Here is a 15,066-nt window from a genome sequence, read left to right on the forward strand (position 1 = left end):
CCATCGATCTTTCGATTTGAAAGCAAGGAACGGAGAGAGGCCCGTCGTGCCGGCGTCTATGTTCGACCGATACCGAACCGGGAAGGCAACAGACGATGCACGAGACCATCCGCTTTGCTTGGGGGATCAGCTCCCTTGGCGACTTCTTGCTCGCCGTATCCGAGAAGGGCATCGTGGCCCTCGAATTCAGCTCCGCGCGCATGGCGACGGAGGACGCCTTGCGCATGCGATTCCCGCAGGCGGTGCTGGAACGCAGCGATGAGGGAATCGCAAGCATGACGGCGATCGTGGCCGGGCTCGTTGATGATCCTGCCGCCGGCTGCAACCTGCCGCTCGACTTGCGCGGAACGCCCTATGAGAAACAGGTCTGGCAGTTGTTGCGCGAGATCCCGGCAGGACAGACCACCAGCTACGGGGCTTTGGCGGGAAGGCTCGGCACGCGCGATGCGCGGGTGGTGACGGCTGCGATCGCCAGCAATCCAGTCGCCGTAATCGTGCCGTGCCACCGCGTCATCAAGAAGGACGGCTCGATATCGGGCTATCGGTGGGGCGTCTGCCGCAAGCACGTTCTTCTGGCGCGAGAGCGGCAGCCGGTAGCCCCCTGAAAAGCGGATAGAAAATCGTTGCGGACGCCGCGCCGGGTCTCCGGCGCGGCGTTGTTGTGTGCGCTGTGGACCTGGCAGGAAAGCCCGCCGCGCATTGCGCGACGGGCGGGCAGAGGGTGGGAAATCCAGGCTGCGCCGTCAGCGGGCGTCGTGGAAAATGATGCCAACCGTGTGGCGCAGGCCGGAGCGGACGCGGCTGACGCCATGGCGCAGGTTGACGCGGTAGCTGCCTTTCGTGCCCTGGACCGGGCGATTGTGGACGGCGAAGGCGACGGCATCGCCCTGGCGCAGCGGCACGACCTCGACACGGCTTTGCATGCGCGGCCGCTGTTCGGTGAGCACGAATTCGCCGCCGGTGAAGTCGCGGCCGGGCTCGGAAAGCAGGATCGCCACCTGGATCGGGAATGAGAGATCGCCGTAGAGGTCCTGATGGAGGCAGTTGAAGTCGCCGGGTACATATTGCAGCAGGAGCGGCGTCGGCCGGGTCTGGCCGGCCGCATGGCATTGATTCAGGAACGCCGCGTGTGCTTCGGGAAACTGCCGGTCCAGCCCCATTCGCCCGTTCCAATCGTTGGCGATGCCGGCAAGGCGTGGGTAGAGCGCGGTGCGAAGGCCGCCGATCAGGCCGGGAAGCGGGTATTTGAAGTAGCGATATTCGCCCCTTCCAAAGCCGTGCCGCGCCATGACGATGTGGCTGCGGAAATGGGTTTCGTCGGTATAGAGTGCGGCGAGGTTGCGGCATTCCTCCGGGGCGAGAAGCCCCGGAAGGACGGCGCAGCCATAGCGGTCGAGGTCGCTGGCAAGCGCCGTCCAGTCGCAGGTAGCGACCCGTGCCTCCGCGGACATCTCCGCGAAGGTCGGGAGGATATCGATTGCAGCGCCGTTCATGCCGTGGCTTCCTTCTCGATGAGGGCGCGTTTGCGCTCGAGGCCCCAGCGATAGCCGGCCAGTTCGCCCGTTCCACGCACGACGCGGTGGCAGGGGACGGCGAGCGCGATGGGATTGGCGGCGCAGGCGCTGCCGACGGCACGGGGGTTGGCAAGCGGACTGATCCAGCCGGCCAGCTCCCGGTAGCTCACCGTCTTGCCGACGGGGATGGTCTGCAGTTTTTCCCAGACGCGGCGCTGGAACGGCGTGCCGCGCATATCCAGCGCGAGATGGAGCCCGCGTGCGGGTATTGCCATGTAGCGCTGCACCTTCGCGATGTCGTCTTTCACGCTCTCCCCGTCCTCAACCAGCGTGGACCGGGGGAAACGGGCGGCAAGGTCTGCCGAAAGGTCTTCGGCGCAGTCACCGAGCAGGATCGCGCAGACGCCCTTTCCGCTGCGCGCGACCAGCACCTTGCCGAAGGCGCTGGCGGCGATCGCATAGGAAAGCATGTCGACGGGTGCCGAGGAGGATTTTACCTGCAGCCTGGGCCGCAGCGTCTTCGTTCTGATCATCAGGTTCATCACCGTCACTCCTTGTTCTGGGCTGATGATCGAACCTATCGCCCGTGCCGCACCACCAAACTCCGATCCTTGTTTTCAAATCGGAGAAACCGCCTGGCTGGGAGCTACAGGGCGCCGCGAAACGTGAGGTTTATGCGCATGCGCCCGACGGTCTCGTGCATGCCGTCCTTCAGTTCGGGCACACCGTGATAGAAGAGCCGCGACGGGCCGCCCCAGACCGCGACATCGCCGTGCCGGAGAGCGAATTTCTTCACGGGGTCGGTGCGCTTCAGCCCGCCGAACTGAAAGGTCGCCGGCAAGCCGAGCGAGACCGAGACGATCGGGTTGGCAAAGTCGCGCTCGTTCCTGTCCTGGTGGAGAGACAGACGGGCACCGGGCTCGTAGCGGTTGATCAGGCAGGCGTCGGGACGGAAGCCGGGATAGCCGGCGGCCGCCGCGGCCTCTACGGAAAGGGCGAGGAAACATTCCGGCATGCCGGGCCAGGGGCGGCCGGTTTGCGGATCGTTGCGGTCGTAGCGGTAGCCCGTGCGGTCCGTAACCCACCCCGCCGCGCCGCAATTCGTCATCGCGACGGACATGGTGAAGCCGCCCGGCGTGACCATGTGGCGGAACGGGGACCGGGCGGTGATGTCGCCGAGCGCAGCAAGAAGATCCGTTTCATAGGCGAGCGCAGTGCCGCGCAGCAGCATGGCGCCCTCGGCCATGGCCTCGGCTGCGGGCATCGGCGGGACGAGTGCGTCGAACAGATCGTGCATCCTGCGGCCTTTCGGGTTCGGGTGATCGTTGGGAGAACGCCTGCCCGGCATTCAGGACAGCACGTTTCCGCGTTCGCGCGGGATGTGCCAGAGATACCAGGCGGCCACCGTGCGATGCGGCGCCCACGCCTGCGAAATCTCGCGCAACACCCGGGGCTTCGGCTGTTCGGGCAGCGATTTCAGCACGCGATATCCTTCGCGGACACCGAAATCGTCGACCGGCAGCACGTCCATCCGCTCCAGCGAGTACATCAGCAGCATCTCGACCGTCCAACGGCCTATGCCCTTGATGCCGGTCATGCGCGCGATCAGCGTCTCGTCGTCCATGGCGGTGGCAAGGGCACGCGTCGGAACCAGGCCGTCCAGGGCGCCCTGCGCGACCGCCTTGATGGTGGCGATCTTGCTGGCCGAGAAGCCGCAGGCCCGCAACAGGTCGAAATTGGCCTCGACAAGATCTTCCGGGCCTGGAAAGTCGCGCCCCTCGAAGCGGTCCCTGAGACGGCCGATGATCGCGTCGCCGGCTCTTGCGGTCAGCTGCTGATAGGCGACGGCCCGCACCAGCGCTTCATACGGTTCGCGGGCGGCCTTGGGATCGTGCCGGCAGGGACCGACCAGGTCGATCAGCCGCGCCCAGTCCTCGTCGTGCCGGGACAGGAAGGCGACCGATTGATCGTAGCGGGAAAGGAGGTTCATTCGCAGTTCTCCGGCTTCAGGCGATCCGTGCGTCTTCGCGCGCGAGCAGTGCGCGCTTGCGATCGACACCCCAGGCGTAACCGGAGAGCGCACCGTCGTTGCGCACCACGCGATGACAGGGAATGGCGACGGCGATATTGTTGGCGGCACAGGCGCCGGCGACCGCCCGGGTGGCCTTGGGCGATCCGATCCGGCGGGCGACATCCGCATAGGACATGCGCGCGCCGGCCGGAATCTCCTGCAGCGCCTGCCAGACGCGGCGCTGGAATGCGGTGCCGCGGACATCGAGCGGGAGATCAAGCCCGATGCCGGGGTCCTCGACGAAGCCGACGACGCAGGCGACCAGCTCCTCATAGTCGCGATCCATGCCGATGAGGCGCGCCCTCGGGAAACGGTCCTGCAGATTGCGCACCAGCGCCTCCGGATCGTCGCCGAGAAGAATGGCGGCAACGCCTCTCGTACTGGAGGCGACCAGAATCGCGCCGAGGGAAGCCTCGCCGACGGCGAACCTGATCTCCTCGTTTGCGCCGCCCGCGCGATAGCGGGTCGGTGTCATGCCGAGCAGGCCGGTCGATTTCTCGTAGAAGCGGCCGCTCGAATTGAAGCCCGCACCGTAGATCGCTGCGGTGACGCTGTTGCCGGTCGCAAGGCCTTCGCGCACCTTCTTCGCGCGGTCGGCGGCGGCATAGGCCTTCGGTGTCAGGCCCGTCGATGCCTTGAACAGGCGGTGAAAGTAGCTCGGGCTGCGCTCGACGGCTGCTGCCAGTTCCTCCAGCGAGGGCTCCTCTTCGCTGCCCTCGATGAGGCGACAGGCTCTGGCGACCAGGGCCGCGTTCTCGCATTCGAGCGTGGGGCGGTCGGGATTGCAGCGCCGGCAGGGGCGAAAACCCGTCGCCCGGGCAGCATCGATCGTGTCATGCAGGGTGACGTTCTTCGGGTTCGCCGTGCGCGAGGGACAGGAGGGGCGGCAGTAAACGCCGGTCGTCGAGACGGAATACCAGAGCTGACCGTCGGCGGTCTTGTCGCGGCTGACGATACGCGCCCAGCGAGGATCCTCCGTGACGGGCAGGGAGGCTAGGCGAAGGGCAGGGGTCTGTTGCGCGGCGGTCGTCATCGTTGTCTTCCCGTATCGGTCCAGCCCGACCATGCTCCCGTTCCGTCGCGGCCACACTCCGATCCTTGCGCTCAAATCGAATGGGCGCCCACCCGATTCTTGCCGAGGTGCGTGGGCAGGGAGACGGAAGATTTCGGAATGGTTCGCAACACCGGTCCTCGCGTCCGAAATCTGATGGTAAGGTTCCACGGAGGCGCTTTCAGGGAGGACGAGACAGATGGATGCGGAGACAACGAAGCGGCATCAGGCCTGGCAGGAGGGCGGGACATGACATTGGATACGCGATCCCGCGGCGTCTATGCGATCGCCACCACGCCGTTCTTCGATGACGGCTCGATCGACTTCGACTCGATCGACAGGTTGACGGATTTCTATGTGGAGAGCGGATGCACGGGCATCACAATTCTCGGCATCATGGGGGAGGCACCGAAGCTGGAGCCGGATGAAAGCCGTGCCATCGTCCGCCGCGTCGTGTCGCGCGCCGCGGTTCCCGTCATCGTGGGCGTCTCGGCGCCGGGTTTTGCTGCCATGCGTTCGCTGGCGCGTGAATCGATGGAGATCGGCGCGGCCGGCGTGATGATCGCGCCACCGCCGGCCCTGCGCACGGACGACCAGATCGTCAACTACTTCGCCGGTGCCGTCGAAGCGGTGGGCGAGGATGTTCCGTGGGTGCTGCAGGATTACCCGCTCACCCTCACCGTCGTGATGACGCCGGGAGTGATCGCAAGGATCATGAGCGACCATCCGTCGTGCCAAATGTTGAAGCATGAGGACTGGCCGGGCCTCGAGAAGGTCTCGAAGCTTCGCGCCATGCAGAAGGCCGGCACGCTTCGGGATTTCTCGATCCTTTGCGGCAATGGCGGCTTGTTCCTGGATTTCGAGCCGGAACGCGGGGCCGACGGCGCGATGACCGGTTACGGCTTTCCGGACATGTTGTGTGAGCTCGTCGATCTCTTCGCGGCCGGCAGGCGTGACGAGGCGCACGACCTGTTCGATGCCCATTTGCCGCTGATCCGCTACGAGCAGCAGCTCGGCATCGGCCTTGCTATCCGGAAGCACGTTCTGAAGCGGCGCGGCGTCCTGTCCTCCGACGCGCAGCGCAAGCCGGCCCAGCTGCTCTCCGCGACGGCGAAGGCGGAGGTCGACTACCTCCTCGCGCGTATCGCCAGATACGACAGGCGGGCCGCCGTGTAAGCCGCAGCCTGAAATCCTTCTCTCGTTCCGCTCCTCCGCGTACACGGATGGAGGGGCTTGGCGTTGCCTGGCCGGATAGTCCAGCGGCGAACCAGGCCGTCCGTGCGTGTTTCAGAAGATTCGCCGTTGACGAAGAAAGTTTTCGTGACTAAAAAATTTACTCAGTAAAAGTTTTAATCGGCTATAGATTATTGGGCCTTTCATGGCGTGTTCGATCGGAGGGATCGAGCCCGCCCTATGACGTGGTGGACGTCGGGCCGAGGGATAGACGGTCGCATCCATGCCGGATGCAAAGAGGGGGGAGTGAGCGATGTCATCGACAAAAGTGATGGAAGGATCCGGGCAAAGCTCGGAGTTTGAAGGGGCCGATGGAGAGGCGCATACGCTTCGGCGGCGGCTCCAGGTGTCGCATGTGGTGTGCCTGGCCATGGCCGACGCCTCGCCGGCCATGGCTGTGCTGCTGCTGACGGCGGGCGTCTTCCAGGTGGGCGGAACCTTTGGCGTCGGGGCGATGCTGATCCTCAGCGTCGTCGTGGTCCTGATCGCGATGTGCCTCGGCGAACTCGCCTCGACCTACCCGTCGACGGGCGGTTCTTATTCGATGGTGCGCAGTGCCCTGCCGGAACCGCTGGCCTGGATCACGCTTTTCAACTTCGTGACGCAGGGTATCGTGATCCCGGCCTCGCTGCTGCTGGGCATTCCGATCTTCCTGAAGAACCTGCTGCCGTGGATTACCGTGCCCAATGAGGTGATCGCTTTCCTGCTGCTGGCCATTTCTGGCGCCATCGCCATCACGAAGGTCGAAATCGGCGCGAAGGTGAACATCGCCATTCTCCTGGTGCAGCTCGTCGTGGTCGGGCTCATCGTGCTGGCGGCGATCGTCGCTCCGGTCCAGGACCCTGTCGATATCGTGTTTCATCCTGTCGTTTTGGAGAACGGCCAGCTCGTGCCGCTGACGCTTGGTATCGCACTGGCGACGCTGGCTCCGGCCTTCAACGTCCTCAACGGCTACGATGCGGTCTGCGGCTTCGTCGAGGAGCTTGTCGGCGGTGCGCGCGATGTCGGCCGGGCCGTCATCTATGCCGCGATCCTCGCCTCGATCCTCATTACGATCCCGCTCTTTGCCGGCGTCATCGCCGCGCCGGATCTCGTCGCCTTCCTGCAGTCGGATGCGCCGATCGTTTCCGCTGTGGAAAGCGCGCTCGGCCCCTGGGCCAGCACGATCGTCAACATCGGCGTCATCGCGGCACTCTTCAATGCGGCGCTCACGCTCCAGATGTATTTTGCCCGTGGTGTCTTCGCCTCGGCGCGTGACGGTCTCTGGCCGCCGGCGATCGGCAACAGGCTTGCCGAACTGAACCGCTTCCGCTCGCCCGGCTGGGGTGTCGCCGCGCTGCTCGTTCCCTCGGTCTTCCTGATCATGATGTCCAGCCTCGACTGGCTCATCATGTTCGCGGGAACCATGATCGCGACCGTCTATTTCTTCGTCGGGATCGCCGCCTTCTGGAGCCGCATCTCCCAGAAGCATGTCCACCGGCCCTTCAGAATGCCGTTCTGGCCGCTTCCGCCCGTCATCGTCGTCGCTTTCACCGGCTATGCTCTCGTGACCCAGACCACCGACTTCCTGATCGGCGAACTGGTGCTGGCCGGTATTGCCGTCGGCCTCTGGGCTCTCTCGAAGCTCTGGCGCAAGACGGCCTGACGGCCGGCGCATCTAAGAACCGTTCAGCCCGTCGCATCGTCCGATGCGGCGGGTTTTACACGGCCAGACGGCAGCATGGGGCAGGCCGGTCGGGATGTTTATCGTGCGGAGAACAGCCCCTTGAGGGCGGTGAGGTCGCTGCGCAGGCGGCGGTCGATTTCCGCATCGTCGCTGTTGTCGTCGGCAATGAACTGGAAGAAACGGATGTTCTGCAGGGAGAACAAACAATCGGCCAGCGCCTCGCTGTCCACGCTCTCCGCGATCAGGCCACGCTTCTGGAACGCGAGGATCATCGCGCGCATCAGCTCGATGAGAATGCGGTCGAGTTCCAGATAGGTCCGGCCGAAGTCGCTGCTGCCCTCCTGGATGCTGGCCGAAAGCACCTCGCGCCAGGTCGACTTCTCCAGGTAGCGCATGGCGTGGCGACGCAGGATCTGGCCGAAGGTCGCGACGGCGTCGATGATATCCGTCGGCTCGCGCGCGATCATCGTTTTCAGCTGGCGGATCAGCAGCTGGTCGCTCTCACCGACCAGCGCGAGGAGAAGCCCGGCCTTCGTGTCGAAATAATTGTAGACGGTGACGGCGGAGACGTCGGCATCCTTGGCGATCATTTCGATCGTCGTCGGCGCGTAGCCATCCGTCTGGAAGCGCGCCTTTGCGACTTCCAGGATGCGCTCGCGGCGGTTTGCCTTCTGCCGTTCTCTCAGTCCCATCAAGGCCATATCACCCGTCTGCCTCTCTCAATGGCTTTTGCCTGCGATTTCCTTGATGTGCAACCAAAATTGGTGTTGACAAGAATTTTTAGTGACATAAAGTTTTTATCACATAAAGGTTAGGAGGAGCCGGCATGTGCATTTCCCGACATTCCCTGCGCTAGCGAGGGCGCTGCCCGACCGGGGCGGCAGGAGCCGGCAGCCGGCCATTTCGTGTGCGGTTTCCCTGAGATCCGCCGCCCCGAACGACGCGGAGCCGGAAGGCGCGCGCAACCTTCAAACTGATTGTCATCCACCTGAAACGGAACGACCATGACCAGCAATTCCTATGAGACCGGCCGCCTGAACCTGCCATTCGTCGGCATCTGCACCTTCGGCAAATACCCCTACCAGCCGGATTGGAACGCCATCAACGCCGATGTCGCGATCCTCGGCGCGCCCTTCGACGGCGGCACCCAGTGGCGTGCCGGCACCCGCTTCGGGCCGCGCTCCATCCGCGAGGCCTCCACGTTGTTCTCCTTCGGCCATGGCGGCGCCTACGACCACGAGGACGACGTCAGCTATCTTCCGAGCGGCGAGGTCTCCATCGTCGACATCGGCGACGCCGATATCGTGCACACCGACACGATGAAGAGCCACGCGAACATTGAATTCGGGGTGCGCAAGATCCTTGAGGCCGGTGCGCTGCCGGTGGTGCTGGGCGGCGACCATTCCGTCAACATCCCCTGCATCAATGCCTTTGCTGAGGACTGCGCCAAAAACGGCCCGATCCATATCGTGCAGATCGATGCCCATCTCGATTTCGTCGACGAGCGCCATGGCGTGCGCTACGGCCACGGCAACCCGATGCGCCGCGCGGCGGAAAAACCCTATGTCAGCGGCCTCTCGCAACTCGGCATCCGCAACGTCTCCTCGACGGCCAAGGAGGGCTACGAGGATGCGCGGAACATGGGCTCCGATATCCTCTCTGTTCGCCAGATCCGGGCGCTCGGCACGGATGCGGTGATAGAGCGCATCCCGGCTGGCGTGCGCTACTACGTGACGATCGACATCGACGGTTTCGATCCCTCGATCGCGCCGGGCACGGGCACACCCTCGCATGGCGGCTTCATCTACTACGAGGTGCTGGAAATCCTGTCGGCGCTCGCCGAGCGCGGCGACATCGTCGGCATCGACCTCGTCGAGGTTGCCCCCGACTACGACCATACCGGCGGCACGGCCATCCTCGCCGCCCAGGTTCTCATGAACCTCATCGGACGCATCATGCACGCAAGGAAGGGCTGATCCATGGGACGACTTCATTACGATTTCTCCGGCGAGCATGTGCTCGTCACGGGGGCGAGCCGGGGCATCGGCCGGGCTGTGGCGGAAGGTTTTGCCGCCGCTGGCGCCGATGTCACGATCCTTTCCTCCGGTTCGGGCATCCATGAAACGGCCGGGGAAATGTCGGCCCGTTTCGGCCGTAAGGTCGCGGCGATCGAATGCGACATCACCGACAGCGCCGCTGTGAAGGCCGCGCTTGCGCCGCTCGGCCGTATCGACGTGCTCGTCAACAATGCGGGGCTGGAGCGCATCACGCCGCTGCTCGATCCCGATCCGTCGATCGAGGATACGTTCCGCCGCATCACCGACATCAACACAAACGGCACGTTCTACGTGACCCGCAATGCCGTGCCGCATATGGTGGAGGGAGGCCGCATCATCGTGACAGCCTCGATCTGGAGCCGTGTCGCGGTGCCGGAATTTGCCGCCTACATCACCTCAAAGCACGCCAATCTCGGCTTCACGCGCGTGATGGCGAAGGAGCTCGGCCCGAAGGGCATTCGCGTCAACGCCGTCTGCCCCGGCTGGGTGCGCACGGAAGCGGCCATGCTGTCGCTGAAGAACATGTCGCTGCGCACCGGCCGCAGCGAGGAGGACCTGCTGGCCGAAATCGTCGGCGCGCAGGTTCTGCCCGGCCTGCTGGAACCGGAAGACCTTGCCGCGCCCTATCTCTTCCTTTCCTCCGACGGGGCGAAGGACATGACGGGTCAGGGTCTGATGCTCGATCGCGGCGAGGTGATGGCATGAGCCGGCGCGTTCTCGTCACGGGGGCCTATCGCGGCATTGGCGCAGCCTGTGCCCTTGCCTTTGCCGGAACCGGTGCGCGTGTCGCGCTCGCCGATATCCGCATGCCCGATGAAACCGCCGCGGCGGCCATGAAGGCCGGCGCAGCGGAAACGCTGGCGCTCGCCTGCGACATCTCCGACGAAGCTGCGGTCCTTGCGGTCGGCGATGCGGTGAAGGAAAGGTTCGGCGGACTGGATGTCGTCGTGCACTGTGCGGGCGTCATCCATGAGGCGCCGCTGCTCGAAACACCGGTCGCCGATTTCGACCGGGTGATCGCCATCAACCTGCGGGGTAGTTTCCTCGTCGGCAAGATGGTGATCGGACTGATGGAGGGAACGGTGGAAGCGCCGGCCCGGGTGATCCTGATTGCCTCGGACATGGCCTATTACGGCCGCGAGACCTTCTCGCCCTATGTCGCCTCCAAGCACGGCGTGCTCGGCCTCACCCGCTCCTGGGCGAAGGAATTCGCGCCGCGCATCCTCGTCAACGCCATCTGCCCCGGCCCGATCGATACGGAAATGCTCGGTGCGGCCAATATGAGCGCCGAATGGCGGGCGCGGGAACTTGCTATTCCGCTTGCCCGCTTCGGTCAGCCGGAGGAGATCGGCGAGCTCGCGCTGTTCCTCGCCGGTCCCGGCGGGCGGTACTTCACCGGACAGGGTGTCGGCAGCAACGGCGGGAGCATCATGCCGTGATCAGAAATCCCATTCCCTGGCCGAACGGTGCGAAATGTGCCGCCTGCATCACCTTCGACATGGATGCGGACAGCCTCATCCATATCGCCCACCCGGAGGATGGCCACAGCCGCGTCGCCGGCATCTCCATGCTGCAATACGGGCCGAAGGTGGCGATCCCGCGCATTGTCGAAAGCTATCGCCGGCTCGGCATCCGGCAGACCTTCTTCGTGCCGGCCTGGTGCATCGAGCGCTATCCGGAGGCCATTGAGGCCATTCTGGAAGGCGGCCACGAGCTTGCCCATCACGGCTTCCTGCACGAGCATCCGCGCGAGCTTTCCGACGATGACGAGGCCTACTGGCTGGACCGCGGTATCGAGGTGATCGTCAAGGCGAGCGGCAGGCGACCGCGCGGCTGGCGGGCGCCGCTCTACAACTTCTCGCACCGTTCGGCCGACCTTCTGGTCTCGCGCGGCTTCGAGTACGACGCCTCGCTGATGGGCGACGACATTCCCTATCTTCTGGAATGCGAGGCCGGGCGGCTGGTCGAGCTGCCCTCGCACTGGGGGCTCGACGATTGGCCGCAATATGTCCAGTCGATGGATCTCGACTACATGATGCCGATCCGCGCGCCAGAACAGGGCTTTGCCGCCTTCGCACAGGAGTTCGAGGCTGCTCGGCGGTATGGCGCGCTTTGGGTGCCGGTCGTGCATCCCTTTGCCACGGGCCGCCTTGCGCGCTGGGACGTGGTGCACCGTTTCCTCGAACAGGTTCTTGCGCAGGGGGACGTCTGGTTCGCGCCCATGGAGGAAATCGCGGCACATGTACGCTCTGTCGTCGACAAGGGGCTGTGGTCGCCCCGGATCGACCGGCTGCCCTACTATGCCGAGCCTGTCCGGGTGCGGTGACGAGGCCGGCGGCATGTTCGCCGCCCTGCGGAGTGCCTTCATGTCCTGGACGAAGGCTGTGCCTGGTCCTGGCCTGCCGGGGCCGGGCGGAAAACATCAGTGCGCCTTGCGTACGCTCGCGGTGATCGCTTCGGCCAGCGTTTCGGCAGCGCGGGAGGGTTTGTTGCGCGGATAGGCGATGTGGAACATGTCCTCGAAGCGCATGCGCTCGGGCGAAAGCACGCGCAGGCGGTTGGTGCGAACCCATTCCTCGGCATAGTGGTCGGGCAGGAAACCGATATAGGCGCCCGATAGCAGAAGAAGCAGCGTGCCCTCCATATGCGGCGTCGCAGCGGACCAGGTAAAGTTCACGCCGCAGATCGTCTCATTCGGCATATAGGTGCGGCCGGCGAAGGACTGCGCTGCCAGCACCTCGTCGGTCAGTTCCGCATCGGGGCAGGCGAAGAGTGGATGACCCTCGGCGCAATAGAGCTTCTGGACCTCGGAGAAGACTGGCTGGCTGCGAAAATGCGGCATGACGCTGCCGACGAAGGGCATCAGCACGATCTGGTAGGAACCGTTGAGCAGGCCCTGATGCAGCACCTGCGGCGCGGCGACGTCGATTTCCAGGTGTACGCGCGGAGCCGCGCGGTGAAAGGCGGCGAGGGCGCCCTGAAGGTCGAGGCCGCGGTTGGTGATCATGGCGTCGACCGTGCCGAAGCTGAGGCTGCCCGTCAGTTCCCCCTGTGCCTCCCCGATGCGGCTCTGGAATTTTTCCAGCGAGCCGAAAAGCTCAAGCGTCGCCTCGTAGACGAGCCGCCCTTCGTCGGTCAGCTGGAAACCGCCGCGGCCGCGGCTGCACAGGCGAAGGGCGAGCCGCTCCTCCAGATGGCGCATATGGGTGGAGATCGTCGCCTGCGTCATGCCGAGCGCCGACTGTGCGGCGGAAAAGCCGCCATGCTGCACAACGGAGGCGAAAACGCGCAGCAGCCTGAGTTCTGCATCGCCAAGCGAGAGATTGAGAATGCGGTGCCGGACCTTGTTGATCATTCATTGATTAATGCACAAGTGAACATGCAATCATAGATACTTTTAAACGTATCTTTCTTTGGCACACTCCCTTCACCGTTGGAGGAGGGGACGTGGCCAGCAAATCCCGTGCGACCGAATGCGTAACCCTGCCGTTCACCGGCGTGGATCTCGTCGGGATCGCTGCCGCCAGCGACGCATTCACCCGGGTGGCACGGGTTTCCATGACCTTCACCGGACACATCCCGCACGCATGGGCGCGGCGGCGCTGACTGAACAACAGGGCAAGACCGGCATGTCCGGGCGGCCGGCTGAGGAGGAACAGCACATGGACGAAAGCGTCCGAAACTATCTCGATCACTACGGCGTCAGCGATGCAACGCGGCGTTTTCTCGCCAAGCCCCAGAAGATGTTCATCGACGGGGCGTGGGTCGATAGCGGCAACGGTGTGACCTTCGATGTTTTCGAACCGTCCACTGGCGGGCGGATCACCAGCGCGCCGTCCGGCACGACGGAGGATCTCGACCAGGCTGTTGCAGCCGCGCGCCGCCAGTTTGACGGCGGAGAGTGGCGCCGCCTCAAGCCACTCGAGCGCGAGCGCCTGCTGCACCGCCTTGCCGACCTCATCGAAACGCATGGCAACGAGCTGGCGGAAATCGAAGCCGTCGACATGGGCAAGTCCGTGAGCTTCGCCCGGGACATTGACATCCAGGGCACGGTCGACACGTTCCGCTATTTTGCCGGCTGGCCCTCCAAGCTGCACGGACGCATCGTCGAGCCGTCCATTCCCGGCAACTACCTCGCCTATACCCGCAAGGAGCCGCTGGGTGTGGTTGCCGCCATCGTGCCGTGGAATTTTCCGCTGCAGACCATGGCCTGGAAGCTTGCGGCCGCCCTTGCCGCCGGCTGCACTGTCATCGTCAAGCCGGCCGAGCTGACCTCGCTTTCCACCCTGCGCTTTGCCGAGCTGGTGCAGGAGGCCGGCATTCCCGACGGCGTGGTCAACATCGTCACGGGCCGCGGCAGCGTCATCGGCGCGGCCATGTCCACGCATCCGGGCATCGACAAGGTTACCTTCACCGGCTCGACGCCTGTCGGGAAGGACGTCGGCCGCGCCGCAGTCGGCAGTCTCAAGCATGTCACGCTGGAGCTCGGCGGCAAGTCGCCGGTGCTCGTTCTCGACGATGCCGATCTGCCGAGCGCCGCGCTCGCGGTGGCGAACGGCGTGTTCTTCAATTCCGGCCAGGTCTGCGACGCCGGCACCCGGGTCTATGTCCAGCGCGCGGTGCACGATGCCTTCCTCGACGAACTCGTCAAGGTCACCCGCACGCTCAAGATCGCGCCCGGCCTCGACCGGGACTGCTACATCGGCCCCATGGTCTCGGCGCAGCAGAAAGCAGTCGTTGCCGGCTACATCGAGGCCGGTCGCCGCGAAGGGGCGGAGCTGGTGCATGGCGGCGCAAGCCTCGACGGACCGGGCCATTTCATCGAACCCACCATCTTCGCCCATTGCAAGCCGGAGATGCGCATCGTGCGTGAGGAGATCTTCGGGCCGGTGCTGGTGACGAGCCCCTTCGATACGCTCGACGAGGCGGTTTTTCTGGCGAACGACACGCCCTTCGGCCTCGCCGCCGCGATCTATTCGAACGACCTCGCGCGCGTGCACGGCCTCATTCCGCGCCTTCATGCCGGTTCCGTCTATGTCAACGCGCACAGCACGATCGACCCGTCCATGCCCTTCGGCGGCTTCAAGGATTCCGGCTTCGGCAAGGACCTCGGGCCCGAGCAGCTCGACTATCTGATGGAGACCAAGGCGGTGTGGATCACCCTGCCATGACATCCGCCGGCCGCCATCCATCGGCGGCCGGTATCTTCACCGTGGGCGCTTTGCGCGTCCGCATGATCGGCGGCTGATGGAGCCGTATGCATCGCGGAAAGACGCCGAAGGCGCGACGCGAAAGGGGAGCGACAATGGAAAACGATATTGCCTGGCAAAACGAACTGGCGCGCCGTGCCCGCATCTATGAGGGCATTGAAGCGGAACACCGCTTCGAGGGCGCCATGTCCGTCATCGACTATGCCTGCATGAGCGCGCTCACGCTCGCCCTGGTCGCGGGCTTCTGGATCTGGGGGGCGTGAG

17 protein-coding genes are annotated in these 15,066 nt (G+C 64.7%); 10 read left to right on the top strand and 7 right to left on the bottom strand.

The genetic code is table 11. From position 1 onward, the window contains the following. The first annotated feature begins 95 nt into the window (after window positions 1–95). Window positions 96–605, top strand: a complete 510-nt coding sequence (locus AKG11_RS18635; protein WP_050744994.1) for a methylated-DNA--[protein]-cysteine S-methyltransferase — start codon at window positions 96–98, stop codon at window positions 603–605. A 138-nt stretch (window positions 606–743) separates the two neighbouring features. Here the strand turns inward: AKG11_RS18635 and AKG11_RS18640 are convergent, their stop codons facing one another. From AKG11_RS18640 to ada, 5 genes are all read right to left on the bottom strand, one after another. Continuing rightward, the gene (locus AKG11_RS18640; protein ID WP_050744995.1) at window positions 744–1,493 is read right to left on the bottom strand and encodes a 2OG-Fe(II) oxygenase; all 750 of its coding nucleotides are present in this window, start codon (window positions 1,491–1,493) and stop codon (window positions 744–746) included. Next, the gene (locus AKG11_RS18645) at window positions 1,490–2,056 is read right to left on the bottom strand and encodes a methylated-DNA--[protein]-cysteine S-methyltransferase (protein ID WP_050744996.1); all 567 of its coding nucleotides are present in this window, start codon (window positions 2,054–2,056) and stop codon (window positions 1,490–1,492) included. The genes AKG11_RS18640 and AKG11_RS18645 overlap by 4 nt, the downstream gene beginning before the upstream one ends. A gap of 104 nt (window positions 2,057–2,160) precedes the next feature. Continuing rightward, entirely contained in the window at window positions 2,161–2,811 is a 651-nt protein-coding gene (alkB, locus tag AKG11_RS18650) for a DNA oxidative demethylase AlkB (protein WP_050744997.1), read from the bottom strand. A gap of 51 nt (window positions 2,812–2,862) precedes the next feature. Then, a complete protein-coding gene (locus AKG11_RS18655; protein WP_050744998.1) occupies window positions 2,863–3,504 on the bottom strand; it encodes a DNA-3-methyladenine glycosylase family protein in 642 nt (213 codons plus the stop codon). Window positions 3,505–3,520: 16 nt separating this feature from the next. Continuing rightward, window positions 3,521–4,618, bottom strand: coding sequence for a bifunctional DNA-binding transcriptional regulator/O6-methylguanine-DNA methyltransferase Ada (ada, locus tag AKG11_RS18660; protein ID WP_050744999.1), 1,098 nt, complete (start codon window positions 4,616–4,618; stop codon window positions 3,521–3,523). Window positions 4,619–4,885: 267 nt separating this feature from the next. Between ada and AKG11_RS18665 the strand changes: the two genes are divergently transcribed. After that, on the top strand, window positions 4,886–5,812 hold the full coding sequence (locus tag AKG11_RS18665) for a dihydrodipicolinate synthase family protein (RefSeq protein ID WP_050745000.1): 927 nt from the start codon (window positions 4,886–4,888) through the stop codon (window positions 5,810–5,812). A gap of 310 nt (window positions 5,813–6,122) precedes the next feature. Next, on the top strand, window positions 6,123–7,514 hold the full coding sequence (locus AKG11_RS18670; RefSeq protein WP_082342522.1) for an APC family permease: 1,392 nt from the start codon (window positions 6,123–6,125) through the stop codon (window positions 7,512–7,514). A gap of 98 nt (window positions 7,515–7,612) precedes the next feature. On the opposite strand, the gene AKG11_RS18675 is transcribed toward AKG11_RS18670, so the two are convergent. After that, the gene (locus tag AKG11_RS18675) at window positions 7,613–8,227 is read right to left on the bottom strand and encodes a TetR/AcrR family transcriptional regulator (RefSeq protein ID WP_245290176.1); all 615 of its coding nucleotides are present in this window, start codon (window positions 8,225–8,227) and stop codon (window positions 7,613–7,615) included. 312 nt (window positions 8,228–8,539) lie between these two features. Between AKG11_RS18675 and speB the strand changes: the two genes are divergently transcribed. Genes speB through AKG11_RS18695 form a run of 4 tightly spaced genes read left to right on the top strand, consistent with a single transcriptional unit; the run spans window position 8,540 to window position 11,918 of the window. Further along, window positions 8,540–9,511 carry an agmatinase gene (gene speB / locus AKG11_RS18680; RefSeq protein ID WP_050745002.1) on the top strand — a complete coding sequence of 324 codons (972 nt, stop codon included), beginning with the start codon at window positions 8,540–8,542 and terminating at the stop codon, window positions 9,509–9,511. 3 nt (window positions 9,512–9,514) lie between these two features. Then, complete coding sequence (locus tag AKG11_RS18685) at window positions 9,515–10,297, top strand: SDR family NAD(P)-dependent oxidoreductase (protein WP_050745003.1); 783 nt, start codon at window positions 9,515–9,517, stop codon at window positions 10,295–10,297. Next, window positions 10,294–11,031 (top strand): SDR family NAD(P)-dependent oxidoreductase, encoded by a 738-nt coding sequence (locus AKG11_RS18690; protein ID WP_050745004.1) that lies wholly within the window; start codon window positions 10,294–10,296, stop codon window positions 11,029–11,031. The genes AKG11_RS18685 and AKG11_RS18690 overlap by 4 nt, the downstream gene beginning before the upstream one ends. Then, complete coding sequence (locus tag AKG11_RS18695) at window positions 11,028–11,918, top strand: polysaccharide deacetylase family protein (RefSeq protein WP_050745005.1); 891 nt, start codon at window positions 11,028–11,030, stop codon at window positions 11,916–11,918. Before AKG11_RS18690 ends, AKG11_RS18695 begins: the two co-directional genes overlap by 4 nt. Window positions 11,919–12,014: 96 nt before the next feature. Here the strand turns inward: AKG11_RS18695 and AKG11_RS18700 are convergent, their stop codons facing one another. Then, window positions 12,015–12,947, bottom strand: coding sequence for a LysR family transcriptional regulator (locus AKG11_RS18700; protein ID WP_050745006.1), 933 nt, complete (start codon window positions 12,945–12,947; stop codon window positions 12,015–12,017). Window positions 12,948–13,039: 92 nt separating this feature from the next. Between AKG11_RS18700 and AKG11_RS34595 the strand changes: the two genes are divergently transcribed. The 3 genes from AKG11_RS34595 (at window position 13,040) to AKG11_RS34600 (ending at window position 15,065) form a co-directional block, all read left to right on the top strand. Then, a complete protein-coding gene (locus tag AKG11_RS34595) occupies window positions 13,040–13,198 on the top strand; it encodes a hypothetical protein (protein ID WP_156334109.1) in 159 nt (52 codons plus the stop codon). 56 nt (window positions 13,199–13,254) lie between these two features. Then, window positions 13,255–14,763: an aldehyde dehydrogenase family protein gene (locus tag AKG11_RS18705; RefSeq protein ID WP_050745154.1), complete on the top strand. Its 1,509-nt coding sequence runs from the start codon at window positions 13,255–13,257 to the stop codon at window positions 14,761–14,763. A gap of 134 nt (window positions 14,764–14,897) precedes the next feature. Next, on the top strand, window positions 14,898–15,065 hold the full coding sequence (locus tag AKG11_RS34600; RefSeq protein WP_023516567.1) for a hypothetical protein: 168 nt from the start codon (window positions 14,898–14,900) through the stop codon (window positions 15,063–15,065). Window position 15,066: the final 1 nt, after the last annotated feature.

The organism is Shinella sp. SUS2, from assembly GCF_001262505.1.
Taxonomy (GTDB): domain Bacteria; phylum Pseudomonadota; class Alphaproteobacteria; order Rhizobiales; family Rhizobiaceae; genus Shinella.

Coding starts and splice junctions, on each gene's coding strand:
- AKG11_RS18635 (WP_050744994.1), top strand. CDS start 96: ATGCACGAGACCATCCGCTTTGCTTGGGGGATCAGCTCCCTTGGCGAC.
- AKG11_RS18640 (WP_050744995.1), bottom strand. CDS start 1,493: ATGAACGGCGCTGCAATCGATATCCTCCCGACCTTCGCGGAGATGTCC.
- AKG11_RS18645 (WP_050744996.1), bottom strand. CDS start 2,056: ATGAACCTGATGATCAGAACGAAGACGCTGCGGCCCAGGCTGCAGGTA.
- alkB (WP_050744997.1), bottom strand. CDS start 2,811: ATGCACGATCTGTTCGACGCACTCGTCCCGCCGATGCCCGCAGCCGAG.
- AKG11_RS18655 (WP_050744998.1), bottom strand. CDS start 3,504: ATGAACCTCCTTTCCCGCTACGATCAATCGGTCGCCTTCCTGTCCCGG.
- ada (WP_050744999.1), bottom strand. CDS start 4,618: ATGACGACCGCCGCGCAACAGACCCCTGCCCTTCGCCTAGCCTCCCTG.
- AKG11_RS18665 (WP_050745000.1), top strand. CDS start 4,886: ATGACATTGGATACGCGATCCCGCGGCGTCTATGCGATCGCCACCACG.
- AKG11_RS18670 (WP_082342522.1), top strand. CDS start 6,123: ATGTCATCGACAAAAGTGATGGAAGGATCCGGGCAAAGCTCGGAGTTT.
- AKG11_RS18675 (WP_245290176.1), bottom strand. CDS start 8,227: ATGGGACTGAGAGAACGGCAGAAGGCAAACCGCCGCGAGCGCATCCTG.
- speB (WP_050745002.1), top strand. CDS start 8,540: ATGACCAGCAATTCCTATGAGACCGGCCGCCTGAACCTGCCATTCGTC.
- AKG11_RS18685 (WP_050745003.1), top strand. CDS start 9,515: ATGGGACGACTTCATTACGATTTCTCCGGCGAGCATGTGCTCGTCACG.
- AKG11_RS18690 (WP_050745004.1), top strand. CDS start 10,294: ATGAGCCGGCGCGTTCTCGTCACGGGGGCCTATCGCGGCATTGGCGCA.
- AKG11_RS18700 (WP_050745006.1), bottom strand. CDS start 12,947: ATGATCAACAAGGTCCGGCACCGCATTCTCAATCTCTCGCTTGGCGAT.
- AKG11_RS18705 (WP_050745154.1), top strand. CDS start 13,255: ATGGACGAAAGCGTCCGAAACTATCTCGATCACTACGGCGTCAGCGAT.
- AKG11_RS34600 (WP_023516567.1), top strand. CDS start 14,898: ATGGAAAACGATATTGCCTGGCAAAACGAACTGGCGCGCCGTGCCCGC.